Raw genomic sequence first — 11,498 nt, 5'->3', positions numbered from 1 at the left:
ACTAGTAGCCTACCAATCTTGACCTGAAAATGGGCCACCAGTCACTGTAGATACAACTTCCTGGCAGTCAGACGTGTTCAGGTGCATGTGGTATACTCAAGTACGAACAATGGTGTAGTTGCCCGGTGAGCAGTGCGGCCGCTTTGAGAGCGTATATGCAGCCTGATCGATCGGGCGCTTAATGAAAACTTGTAAGGGGGACGTAATGGCACGACCTGTCACACTTTTTACTGGTCAATGGGGTGACCTGCCCCTGGAGGAATTAGCCGCCAAAGTGAGCCGCTGGGGCTTTGATGGTCTGGAATTGGCGACCTCGGGCCAGCATTTTGACGAAGTTCGTATCCTCAACGAGCCTGGTTATGCCGAGTCGTTGCGCGCTATTTTAGACAAATACAACCTGAAGGTGTATGCCGTTGGTGCTCATCTGATTGGCCAGGCGACCTGCGATCCGATTGATCCACGGCACCAGAACATTCTGCCCAAAGAGGTATGGGGTGATGGCGAACCTGAAGGTGTGCGCAAACGTGCCGCCGAGCGCATGAAAGATATCGCGCGCGCCGCCGCTAAATTTGGTGTTGACCGCGTCACCGGTTTTACCGGATCAAGCGTCTGGCATATGCTCTATTCTTTCCCACCCAATGATTTTGCTCAGATTGAGCGCGGCTATGCGGATTTCGCTGATCGCTGGAATCCAATCATCGACGTCTTCGACCAGGAGGGTGTCAAATTCGCGTTAGAGGTCCATCCGACCGAGATCGCCTATGATTTTGTGACCACGCGTAAGACACTGGATGCGATCAATAATCGCCCCGGCTTTGGTATCAATTTCGACCCCAGCCACCTGGTGCCTCAGTTCCTGGACTCGGCAGCTTTCCTGGCTGAGTTCGCGGATCGCATCTATCATGTGCACGTGAAAGATTCCAAGCGCCATCTCAACGGGCGCCGCAGTATTCTGGCCTCTCATCTCAACTTCGGTGAGGCTGAGCGCGGTTGGGACTTTGTCTCGCCGGGACATGGTGACGTTGATTTTGAGTCGATCATTCGCACCTTGAACCGCATTGGTTATCAGGGTCCCCTCTCAATCGAATGGGAAGATTCTGGTATGGATCGCGAGTATGGAGCGCAGGACGCGCTGGCCTTTGTGCGCCGCTCCGACTTTGCGCCCTCCAACGTGGCCTTCGATGCCGCCTTCAGCAAAAAATAAGGCTGTACGACGACGGAGGGCAATCAGGTAGCTATCTGGTTGCCCTCCGTGTATGTTATTCTCTGGGTGGTAGCATGGGCAGGTGGAAGCCCCAATCCAGTAGCGCGGCGGCATCGATGTTGCGCTGCGTCTCTTCCGGACTATTGAGCAGGACCCCAATCAGGTGGTGCTGGTGGCTGGTGGCGGCAAAGACCAGGCAGTAGCCGGCGGCAAAGGTATGACCGGTTTTGATGCCGGTCGCCCCGGCATAATTGCCTAGCAACTTATTTGTATTGGTCCAGACCAGTGTTCTGCCGCCAACATGGGCGGTATACGTCTGCGTATGTACGATGGCGGCGAACAATGGAATGCTCATGGCGTAGCGACTCAACCTGGCCAGGTCATAAGCCGTCGTATAGTGTGTCGTGCTGTCTCCTGTCAGTCCATCTGGACTGCTGTAGTGGGTTTGGTACAGGTACAGGCGTTGCGCGAAGAGGTTCATATGATTGATGAATACTGCTCGATCGCCTCCGCCCAGTTCATCGGCAATCGCGTAGGCCGCGTCATTGCCCGAGGGCAGCATTAGCGCGTAGAGCATCTCCTTGAGCGGCACGACATCCCCTACCTGTAGACCCGCGCTGCTCCCATCATCGAGGATGACCCGATCAATCGCGTCCTGATGCACGTGTATGGGACGCTCAAGATCGGCCGTCTGAATTGCGATCAGCGCCGTCATGATTTTGGTGGTGCTGGCCATCATGAGCGGCATCTCCCCATTTTTTTCGTAGAGAACATTGCCGGTATCAGCATCAAGCAGCAACTCGGCCGTCGCGTCTGTCGCGGGGGCTGTTCCCCTGGCTGTCAGAACGGGTTGAGCGGTTGGGATTGGGGTGGGTGAAGAGCGCGGCCGGGGTATCGCTGTGGGTGAAGTTGTCGACTGTGCGCCACCCTGTAGTGCGGTCCCAAGCGGGGTAAAGGCGAGGATAGGTACCAGAATGAGAAGAAATATAGCGATACATATCAATAAGAGTGCAAGAAGACGGCGTTTCATTATAATGTACCTATTCGTTTTTTCTAGAAAAGAAGCGCCCTGCCCTTTGCCATAGACCCATGAAGAAGGGCAGAGCGCTCGAATGGGCAGTTTATAAACCGGGCCATTGGGTGTGATAATCGGTTACCTGCTCAAAGGCATCGGCGATGCGCAGGATCACATCTTCTTTAAAGACGTTGCCGAGCAGTTGCAGGCCGATCGGCAGATTTTCGCTGAAGCCACCAGGGATGGAGACGCCACAGATGCCGGCCAGATTGGCTGGTATGGTGAAGACGTCTTGCAGGTACATCTGGTAGGGATCGGATATCTCACCAATCTTGAAGGCCACAGTGGGTGAGGCGGGACTGACCAGGGCGTCAAATTTCTCGAAGGCGCGGTCAAAGTCCTGTTTGATCAGGGTACGCACTTTTTCGGCGCGCTTATAATAGGCGTCATAGTAGCCGGCCGAGAGGGCGTATGTTCCCAGCATGATGCGGCGCTTTACCTCGGCTCCGAAGCCATACTCACGCGTCTTCTCCATCGCTTCCCACATGTCGCTGGTATCGCGATAGGAATAGCCATACTTCACGCCATCGTAGCGGGAAAGATTTGAGCTGGCCTCAGCTGGCGCGATAATGTAGTAGGCAGCGACGCCATATCTGGTATGCGGCAAGGAGACGGGGCTGATCTCGGCACCCAGTTCGCGCAGGCGTTCGATGTTGGCTTTCGTCGTCTCAATGACCTCGGGCTGTGTGCCTTCAACCCAGTATTCCTCGGGTACGCCGATGCGCAATCCCTTAATGCTTCCGGAAAGCGCGGCCTCATAGTCCTGTACCGGCTCGGGTGAGCTCGTGCCATCGCGCTGGTCATGGCCAGCGATTGCCTGCAGCAGGATCGCCGCGTCACGAGCACTGCGCGCGAAGGGACCAATCTGGTCTAACGAGGATGCGAAGGCGACCAGGCCGAAGCGCGAGACGCGCCCATAGGTTGGCTTGAGTCCAACCAGATTACAGAGCGATCCTGGCTGGCGGATTGAGCCGCCGGTATCGCTACCGTATGAACCCATCGCCATGCCGGCGGCCACCGCTGCGGCGGAGCCACCGCTACTGCCACCAGGAGCGCGCTCTAAATCCCAGGGGTTATGGGTTGGGAAAAAGGCCGAATGTTCGGTTGACGAACCCATGGCAAACTCGTCCATGTTTGTCTTACCGACCATAACGAAGCCGGTAGCATTCAGGCGTTGCATCACCGTGGCATCGAAGGGCGGCTTGAAGTTTTCCAGCATGCGTGAACCACAGGTAGTAGTGATCCCTTTGGTGCAGATCACGTCCTTAATGGCCAGCGGAATGCCGGTCAGAGGATGGATATTTTCGCCGCTGGCGAGGCGCTTATCAGCCTCACGTGCCTGCTGCAGAGCCAGCTCATCCGTCACCAGGGTGAATGCCTTCACCTTCGGCTCAACCTCACGGATACGATCCAGGTGGGCCTGCGTCAGTTCGACTGCAGAAATTTTACGCTGGCGTAAGAGCGCGCCAGCTTCAGAAATGCTGAGCTTATAGAGTTCTGTCATCTATCCTATTCCTCCTCCAGTACCGCATTGACCTTCAGGCAGTTCTCATCCTGATCGGGCGCATTCGCCAGCAACACCTCGGGTGGATAGGATGGTCGTGGGAGATCCTCACGTGTGATATTGGTGAGGCGAGAAGCATGCGCTGTTGGGGAAACACCGCTCACATCCGCTTCCTGCAAAATATGGATATGGTCTAGAATAGCAGAAAGTTGGGTCCCAAACATGTCGACCTCTTCCTCGCTTAGCCCCAACCTGGCGAGTTGGGCGACATTTTGTACCGTCTCGCGATCAATCATACTGTTCCTCTTCTATATAACCTGCTTGCTACCATCGGACGTGGAAGCCATTTATATGTTCCGTAGGTTCTCTCCAGGTTACACGTACATCCTGCACCTGTGCTGCCGAGGGACCCTGCCGCAGCAGGGCCAGCAGACGCTCGAGCGCGGGACGCGTCCCCTGCGCGACTACTTCAACGTCGCCACTGCTATCATTGCGGACGTACCCGTGTAACCCCAGGGGAAGTGCTTTTTCGACAACGAAATAACGAAAGCCTACGCCCTGCACAAGTCCGACTACCACTGCGTAAAGTTCTTCTTTTGGGTTCGGATTGTTCTGGCTCATAGCCTCCATCATAGCATAGACTCGCCTTTGAGGATAGTCCCTTTCATAGAATGAAGGAGGGTACTTTTGCTATGCATGAGATATAGGATTCAGGATAGACGTATCATTATATGGAAGGCTGTAACAAAAACATATGGCGCATCGTATTAGTTAGGAATGTTCGTGCACTGTTTTTTATACAGCAAATTTATGACTATCATTGTGTTATTGAGGTAGTAAGTGATACCATAATAAACACCGCTTTTCGTCTATCGCATTTCAATGGATCAGATAACTATCGATGCGCCAGCTTCGATAAAACCTCTTGTGGAGTGATTAATGCAGTCAGTACAAGACCTTGCAGCCGCTGTACAGCGTGTGATCGGCAATGTTGAACGGGTCATTGTTGGCAAAGCCGAGCCCGTTGCGTTCAGCTTAATCGCGGTAATTTGCCACGGTCATATTTTGATTGAAGATGTGCCGGGCGTAGGTAAAACCGTGCTTACTAAAGCTATCGCCCGTTCGATTGGTTGTTCTTTTAAACGTATCCAGTTTACCCCTGATCTGTTACCCAGTGATGTGACTGGTGTCTCTATTTATAACCAGAAATCGGGCAATTTTGAGTTTCGTCCCGGACCGATCATGTCACAGATTGTACTGGCGGACGAGGTTAATCGTGCCACTCCCAAAACCCAGTCGGCTTTGCTTGAGGCAATGGAAGAAGCTCAGATTACGGTAGACGGTGTGACCTATCAGCTGCCCCAACCTTTCATGGTGATGGCGACGCAAAACCCGATTGAATATGAAGGTACCTTTCCTTTGCCCGAGGCGCAACTGGACCGCTTCATGATGAGTATTAAGCTCGGTTATCCGCGTGCCGAAGACGAGATCAATATTCTGGATAGTCATCAACACCATCATCCGCTTGAGGACCTGGCCCAGATTATGACTGCTGATGAATTGGTCTTGATTCAGCAGCAGGTGCGTAGCATACATGTTGATCCATCGATTCGAGAGTATATTGTGGCCCTGGCCAACGCAACCCGCAACCATCAGAATATTTATCTGGGTGTGAGCCCACGCGGATCGCTGGCCCTGTTCCGTGCGTCCCAGGCTCTGGCCGCTATACGTGGTCGCGGCTACGTCATTCCCGATGACATCAAGCTCCTGGTCAAGCCGACCCTGGCACACCGTATTATTGTCACTCCTGCTGCACGCGTACGCTCTGTGACCTCGGCGCAAATTCTTGACGAGATCTTGCAATCGGTGCCGGTGCCAAACGCGTGGGTTGGTGGTGGAAGGGGGCGCTAGCTATGCGTCCATGGCAAGTATTCTTACTGATTCTCGTGCTGGCTTTCTTTGCCATCAGTAGTGCCTGGAAGGTCCTCTACGTTTTGACGTATGTGCTCCTGGTCCTGTTCATCCTATCCTGGATCTGGACTCGCTTCAGCCTGCTCAAGATGGTATTTCGCCGCACCTCTGTGGCCGGACGCGTTCAGGTAGGCGAGTATTTTGATGAGCGTTTGACGCTTGATAACCTGAGCTCCTTTCCCAAATTATGGGTGCAGATCGCTGATGGCTCGACCCTACCCGGACATTGGGCCGGGTATGTGGCCAGCATGGGAGGGCGCAAGCGGGCCACCTGGCGCGCGCGCAGTGTGTGTCAGCGACGCGGACGCTTCCAGCTTGGGCCCGTGATGGCTATGAGTGGAGATCCCTTCGGGTTGTTTCGCCGTCGCATCGTGCTGGCGCCCGCGCAGGAAATACTGGTCTTGCCGCGCGTCTATCCCTTATCCAATTTTGCACTGTTTACCGGTGGTCTGCCCGGACGTGGCAGGAGCTCACGCCGTGCATTACAGACCACCACCACTCCCACCACTATCCGTGAATACGCCAGCGGTGATGCGCTCAATCGTATTCACTGGCGTTCCAGTGCGCATTATAACAAGCTGATGGTGAAAGAGTTTGACCTTGACCCAGCCATTGATGCCTGGATCTTTTTGGATCTTCACTCCGCTGTGCAGGCCGGCGAGGGCAGTGAATCGACTGAGGAATACGGCGTAACGATCGCCGCTACCCTGGCTACCTATCTTTTGCGGCAGGATTTTTCCGTGGGTATGATTGTGAATGGTGAACGTAGAGAGATGTTGCCGTTGGATCGAGGTGAGCGACAGATCGAGCGCGCGCTGGAATTGCTGGCTGTCGTTACGGCGGGTGATGGGCCAGATCTGAAAGAAGCCCTGGCTATGGATGCCTTCCACTTTGGGCGTAACGCGGTAGCCATCGTGATTACACCATCAAATTCGCGTGACTGGCATGAGAGTTTGCGTCACTTGAAACTGCGTGGAGTACAGACCGCCGTTCTAGGATTGGATGCAGCCTCTTTTATAGAGCAGCCACCGGATGAAGATACACTGGCTTTGCTGGAAGGTTCGGGCGTCCCGGTTATGCGCGTCAAACGTGGTGAACCTATTACTCAAATTTTAGAAACGGGTACTGATGTGCGTGCACTACAACAGAGGTAAGCGTAATGCGCAATGCGGCGATGGAACGTCTCTCAAAGCTGATTACCGATCCATCCAGGAGACGACAGGATGACGTTAATGAGCTGGTTAGCAGCAATAGAGGAATTGCACACTACTTTGAAGAGGGCTGGTTCTCTCTTTTCTTAATAGCTTTAATGGTGTACTGTGTGACCTGGTGTATTCAAGCCGCCGATTGGGTTGATAACCTGAGCGTGCTAACTTTTACCACCTTTATCGCCTTATTGCTCGGGCTCTGGTCGGCCAAGCAACAGCGGTTTGCGCCTGCTCTGGTCTATACGCTGTTTACACTACTGAGCCTTGCCTTCTCCTACTGGCAGATGACCAGATTTTTCTATGAAGGTAATGTCTCCGCCAGCTGGCAAGCGCTACTGCATGGATGCAGCCTGATATTCAACGGAAATTTTAATTTCGATAGCTCTATCCTTTTCTTCTTTATCGTTTTCAGTTGTTCTATGCTGGCGTATTGTAGTGTACTGTGTCTGTATCGCTGGCATCTTCCCTGGCTGATGGTGATCATGAATGCCGTCGTGCTTGTCTTCAATTTAAACAATGTCATTGCGCCCTACATTATCCTGCTTGTGATCTTCTTGCTGGCCGCTCTGGTCCTGCTGTTACGCTTTAACCTCCACCAGGCGATCCACGGCTGGCAGCGCAAAGGTTTGCGCTACTCAGATGACCTGAGCTGGGACGTGATGCAGACCGGCATTTTTATTACCGTAAGCATCCTCGTGCTCTCCTGGCTCCTCCCCAGTTCTTATGAGGAGTCGCACCTGGCCCAGATCTGGACGCCCAATGGTCCGTTAGGACAATTTTCTAGCATCTTTAATTCTGTAGGTTCCACGGATAACGTCGCGGCCAACCATGGCAACTTTAAAGATACCCTGGTGCTTGGCGGTAACCCTAATCTGACGCAGGATATCGTCTTTAAAGTGAAGATCGATGATGTTCAACCTCAGTATCTGACCCTGGTGACGTATGATACCTATGACCATGGCTGGTCGATAGTCTATGACAATCAGAAATATCATATTGCCGCCAATACGACGTTGTCGAACAGCACGCAGAAGACCCATACGGTCAAGCAGACCATCGAGGTCGTTGCGGCCCCCGGTGAGCAACAGCCGTACCTGGTGGGTGCATCGGATATTGTACAGATGTCTCTGCCGGCTAATGTGCTGGATGGCAGCGGCGGTATCATCGCCTGGCTGGGTGATAACAACAATGCTCTGGCGGCCGGTACGCACTATACCGTGATCTCTACGGCTTCGTCGGCCGATACCGTATCGCTGCGCGAGATTCCTATGCCTGCCAATGCGCCCAATTTTAATCCGAGCCAGGCACCCGATCAGTTGCCCCCGGTGGACTACTTTAATCCTCAGACGGTAAAAGATTTTACCCAGGTTCCTGACTATCTCCAGAAGGATAAGCGTATCCACGACCTGGCGCAAAAGATAGTGACGCAGGCAAAGGCCACAACCATGTATGATAAGGCGGCGGCGCTGGAAACATATCTGCGTCAGCATTATACCTATAATACCAATATTCATCCCCCGGCCGGGGTTGATCCTGTGCTCTGGTTCCTCTTTGAGAATAAGAACCACGATGGCTATTGTAACTACTTTTCAACGGCCATGACGCTCATGGCCCGCTCGCTGGGCATTCCAACTCGTGAGGTCGCCGGATACGCACCGGGGACCTATGAAAATGGGCAGTATACTATTCGTGGAGTGGATGCCCATAGCTGGACCCAGGTCTACTTCGCCGGTTATGGCTGGATTAACTTTGAGCCTTCGGCCAGCTTTAAAACGTTTGAGCGTCCACAGCCTGATCAATATAGCACCAGCGCGCCTCTCCCGGGTGGGAACAGTGTTACCCTGCCTTCGGCTACAAATAAAGCGCGCCGTAATCGCAATATTGATAACCCTGCTGATAGTGGAAGCGGTGGATCAGGTGCTAACCAGTCGCAGGACGTGTTGCAGGGCCCATTGCGTATCGGCCTGGGGGGTATACTGGTAGTAATCTTGCTGGGTGCGCTGATCTTTGCGTTCTGGTGGCGGCGCCTGTTCAGCCGCTATAGCATGGCGGCCCAGATCTATGGCCGTATCTGTACGCTGGCTGAGTGGGCTGGCATTGAGCGCCAGTCATCGCAGACACCCTATGAATACCTGCATAGCCTGGCGGGTTCGGTCCTGACCTCAAAAGAAGATGCGCAGGCCCTGGAGCGGCTAGGGGATATCTTTGTGCGTGAGCGTTGGGCTGACCCCGACAGCGTAGAACATCCGCGGCGATCAGGGGAACACAGCGAGTTGCCGGCCATGTGGAAGCGTTTGCGGGGACGACTGTTCTTTTACGTGGCTCGACATCCTCGCTTCCTGCGTCGCGTGCCCGATGCTATCGGTAGGCAGTACAAACGCCTGCAGGCGAGGCGGCAGAAGCGCAAGAAGATGCGGCTAGAATTTTAGCATAGACTGCTTGACCTCCACGGTACATTTTCGTACACTATAGGTTGCGGCCTCCTGTCATCTTAACTGTGGGCTGCACTTTTTCGAGCTAATAATTTGGTAGGAGGATTCCATGTCAGAAAATGAAGTAGTCAGTTCCGAGCAAACGCTCATTCCATTACAGATCCCCGAAAAACGGGAATTAGAGATCCCGGGTGCGCCTCCTGTGCGCCTGCAGACGCTGGACCTGGCGCGCCACATCGCGATTGCCCCGGACCACAAGCAATATGTCGTGGCGACATTTGCGGACCGCAACTTTGGCCGTGATTATGTCACAACCATCTACCCCCAGCAGGGTGGGTATCATACCCTGGTGCGTTTACCCCTGTGTGAGTATGTCTTTAGTGATCCTGAGGAAGCACTCCAGCGCCATGTCGAACTGGTGCAGGTAATTCAGCAGGGGAAATTACGGTCTTATCTGAAAGAGAAGTAATACTTACCTGGCGTTTACAAAAATAAAACTTGTTATCATATTCCCTTGACATAGAACAAGTATATTCCGTATACTTGGAAGCAGTGGGGATTACATGTGTGATCCCCAATACCTCTCACTTACTGTGAGATATTTTTTTCTGCCTTTTTCGCCGATTTTTATGAAAGGAGATGGCTGGCATGTTGAACAATCGTGTACTTCCCTATGCTGTGCCGCGCGAGCGCGCCGCTATTTTTGGTCACGATACCCATGCTGTGCCCGGCGCCACCACAGGCTTGTATGCCTCAGGCTTTGTTGTCCTGACGCATCGCCCCAACGGTATGGCCCAGGGGACCAGTGTGCCCATCTCCAGGAGGAGACCGCCTGATAGACGCTAGCAGGCGCGTCAAATGTAAGAGCAACCCTCCAACCGTGGGCACTGGTGAAGCAGATCCAGTCCACGGTTTTTTATTGTGTTTTTTCTGAAGGTCTGAATTGTCGTTTCGCTGATGAATGGAGGATGGTATGTCGTTTTGAGGCATGCGTTTGGGAATGTAATGGTAGAAGTATGGAAACTGTCACTGTCTGGTTGGACAGATCTAGCCTGTTCGAAGGTTCGATGTCGAGGTCGCCGCGTTGATCTAGACTTGAGAATGTTCTGATAGGTGTGCTTATTCCAAAGGAGAAAACTCTTGTCTATCCTTGATATTGCGGCTATGCCACTGTTAAAAAATATCACTATTGATCCGGCTGATGATGCGGTCGTTATTGATGGTGTCTCAAAAGTCTTTAAAAAATCCCGTTCGTTATGGAGTCGTTCACGGAAGAAAGCGCCGGAGAAGGAGCAGAAAAAGGAGATACGCGCGGTCGACAATGTCAGTTTAACGGTCAAACGCCGTGAGATCGTTGGTATTTTGGGCGCTAATGGCTCTGGTAAATCTACTTTGATCCGCATGATGTCTACGCTGCTGATTCCCGATGAGGGTTCGGTACGCATCTTTGGCTACGACGTGGTCAAGGACGAATACACGGTGCAGCGGTTGATCAATCGCGTGAGTGTAGAGGCGTCGTTCTTCAAGAAGCTCTCTCCGATGGAGAATCTGATCTATGCGGCCCGCCTCTATAACATGAATGGGGCAGAGGCGCGCAAGCGCATCCGCGAGATTTTGACGCGGCTGGGCATCAAGCCCGATCGCATCGATGCTCCGCTGGAGAATATGTCCCGTGGTATGCAGCAGAAGGTCGCTATCGCCCGCGCATTTTTGACCTCGCCGATTGTATTGTTGCTGGATGAGCCCACCACCGGGCTTGATCCGCGCTCAAAGATCGATGTACAGAACTTCGTCAATGAGTTGCGCGATGTGCATGACGCGACCATCCTGATCACGACCCATGATATGGACGAGGCCGAGGCCCTGTGCGATCGAGTGGCTATTATCGACAAGGGACGCATCGTCGCTGAAGGGGAGACAGAGGCCCTCAAGCGCGCCGTGACCGCTCTCCATGGTAAGACTGAACTGGTCTCTATGAACGAAGTGTTTATGCACTATACCGCGGCCCATCTGATCACAGAGGAAGATGTGAAGCGCTATGGTAGTTGGGAGAAGGCCTTCGAGGTGTACGAGGCCCGGCGTGAAGAAGAAGAGAATAGTTAAA

11 protein-coding genes are annotated in these 11,498 nt (G+C 53.2%); 7 read left to right on the top strand and 4 right to left on the bottom strand.

The window, feature by feature from the left end:
• Window positions 1–205 precede the first annotated feature (205 nt).
• Entirely contained in the window at window positions 206–1,204 is a 999-nt protein-coding gene (locus tag KTT_RS04720; protein WP_126594883.1) for a sugar phosphate isomerase/epimerase family protein, read from the top strand.
• 55 nt (window positions 1,205–1,259) lie between these two features.
• Here KTT_RS04720 and KTT_RS04715 read toward each other — a convergent pair whose 3' ends face one another.
• The 4 genes from KTT_RS04715 to KTT_RS04700 all read right to left on the bottom strand — a co-directional run bounded on the left by KTT_RS04715 (window position 1,260) and on the right by KTT_RS04700 (window position 4,416).
• Window positions 1,260–2,234: a D-alanyl-D-alanine carboxypeptidase family protein gene (locus KTT_RS04715; protein WP_126594882.1), complete on the bottom strand. Its 975-nt coding sequence runs from the start codon at window positions 2,232–2,234 to the stop codon at window positions 1,260–1,262.
• A 91-nt stretch (window positions 2,235–2,325) separates the two neighbouring features.
• The gene (gatA, locus tag KTT_RS04710; protein WP_126594881.1) at window positions 2,326–3,783 is read right to left on the bottom strand and encodes an Asp-tRNA(Asn)/Glu-tRNA(Gln) amidotransferase subunit GatA; all 1,458 of its coding nucleotides are present in this window, start codon (window positions 3,781–3,783) and stop codon (window positions 2,326–2,328) included.
• Between the two features lie 5 nt (window positions 3,784–3,788).
• Window positions 3,789–4,079, bottom strand: a complete 291-nt coding sequence (gatC, locus tag KTT_RS04705) for an Asp-tRNA(Asn)/Glu-tRNA(Gln) amidotransferase subunit GatC (RefSeq protein ID WP_126594880.1) — start codon at window positions 4,077–4,079, stop codon at window positions 3,789–3,791.
• 28 nt (window positions 4,080–4,107) lie between these two features.
• Entirely contained in the window at window positions 4,108–4,416 is a 309-nt protein-coding gene (locus KTT_RS04700; protein ID WP_235845601.1) for an acylphosphatase, read from the bottom strand.
• Between the two features lie 306 nt (window positions 4,417–4,722).
• On the opposite strand from KTT_RS04700, the gene KTT_RS04695 reads away from it, so the two are divergent.
• The 6 genes from KTT_RS04695 (at window position 4,723) to KTT_RS04670 (ending at window position 11,497) form a co-directional block, all read left to right on the top strand.
• Window positions 4,723–5,694: an AAA family ATPase gene (locus KTT_RS04695; protein WP_126594879.1), complete on the top strand. Its 972-nt coding sequence runs from the start codon at window positions 4,723–4,725 to the stop codon at window positions 5,692–5,694.
• Between the two features lie 2 nt (window positions 5,695–5,696).
• Window positions 5,697–6,908 carry a DUF58 domain-containing protein gene (locus KTT_RS04690; protein WP_126594878.1) on the top strand — a complete coding sequence of 404 codons (1,212 nt, stop codon included), beginning with the start codon at window positions 5,697–5,699 and terminating at the stop codon, window positions 6,906–6,908.
• Window positions 6,909–6,913: 5 nt separating this feature from the next.
• Window positions 6,914–9,391: a DUF4129 domain-containing transglutaminase family protein gene (locus KTT_RS04685; RefSeq protein ID WP_126594877.1), complete on the top strand. Its 2,478-nt coding sequence runs from the start codon at window positions 6,914–6,916 to the stop codon at window positions 9,389–9,391.
• 112 nt (window positions 9,392–9,503) lie between these two features.
• On the top strand, window positions 9,504–9,863 hold the full coding sequence (locus KTT_RS04680) for a hypothetical protein (RefSeq protein ID WP_126594876.1): 360 nt from the start codon (window positions 9,504–9,506) through the stop codon (window positions 9,861–9,863).
• 179 nt (window positions 9,864–10,042) lie between these two features.
• Entirely contained in the window at window positions 10,043–10,240 is a 198-nt protein-coding gene (locus KTT_RS04675) for a hypothetical protein (RefSeq protein ID WP_126594875.1), read from the top strand.
• Between the two features lie 318 nt (window positions 10,241–10,558).
• Entirely contained in the window at window positions 10,559–11,497 is a 939-nt protein-coding gene (locus tag KTT_RS04670; protein ID WP_126599422.1) for an ABC transporter ATP-binding protein, read from the top strand.
• Window position 11,498 lies beyond the last annotated feature (1 nt).

It is taken from the genome of Dictyobacter aurantiacus (genome assembly GCF_003967515.1).
GTDB lineage: Bacteria > Chloroflexota > Ktedonobacteria > Ktedonobacterales > Ktedonobacteraceae > Dictyobacter > Dictyobacter aurantiacus.
This window is presented reverse-complemented; position numbering and strand designations above follow the sequence as displayed.

What these genes read in the sequence shown, in the direction of transcription:
- KTT_RS04685 (WP_126594877.1), top strand. Translation starts at nt 6,914, where the DNA reads ATGCGCAATGCGGCGATGGAACGTCTCTCAAAGCTGATTACCGATCCA.
- KTT_RS04675 (WP_126594875.1), top strand. Translation starts at nt 10,043, where the DNA reads ATGTTGAACAATCGTGTACTTCCCTATGCTGTGCCGCGCGAGCGCGCC.
- gatC (WP_126594880.1), bottom strand. Translation starts at nt 4,079, where the DNA reads ATGATTGATCGCGAGACGGTACAAAATGTCGCCCAACTCGCCAGGTTG.
- KTT_RS04720 (WP_126594883.1), top strand. Translation starts at nt 206, where the DNA reads ATGGCACGACCTGTCACACTTTTTACTGGTCAATGGGGTGACCTGCCC.
- gatA (WP_126594881.1), bottom strand. Translation starts at nt 3,783, where the DNA reads ATGACAGAACTCTATAAGCTCAGCATTTCTGAAGCTGGCGCGCTCTTA.
- KTT_RS04690 (WP_126594878.1), top strand. Translation starts at nt 5,697, where the DNA reads ATGCGTCCATGGCAAGTATTCTTACTGATTCTCGTGCTGGCTTTCTTT.
- KTT_RS04695 (WP_126594879.1), top strand. Translation starts at nt 4,723, where the DNA reads ATGCAGTCAGTACAAGACCTTGCAGCCGCTGTACAGCGTGTGATCGGC.
- KTT_RS04700 (WP_235845601.1), bottom strand. Translation starts at nt 4,416, where the DNA reads ATGATGGAGGCTATGAGCCAGAACAATCCGAACCCAAAAGAAGAACTT.
- KTT_RS04715 (WP_126594882.1), bottom strand. Translation starts at nt 2,234, where the DNA reads ATGAAACGCCGTCTTCTTGCACTCTTATTGATATGTATCGCTATATTT.
- KTT_RS04670 (WP_126599422.1), top strand. Translation starts at nt 10,559, where the DNA reads ATGCCACTGTTAAAAAATATCACTATTGATCCGGCTGATGATGCGGTC.
- KTT_RS04680 (WP_126594876.1), top strand. Translation starts at nt 9,504, where the DNA reads ATGTCAGAAAATGAAGTAGTCAGTTCCGAGCAAACGCTCATTCCATTA.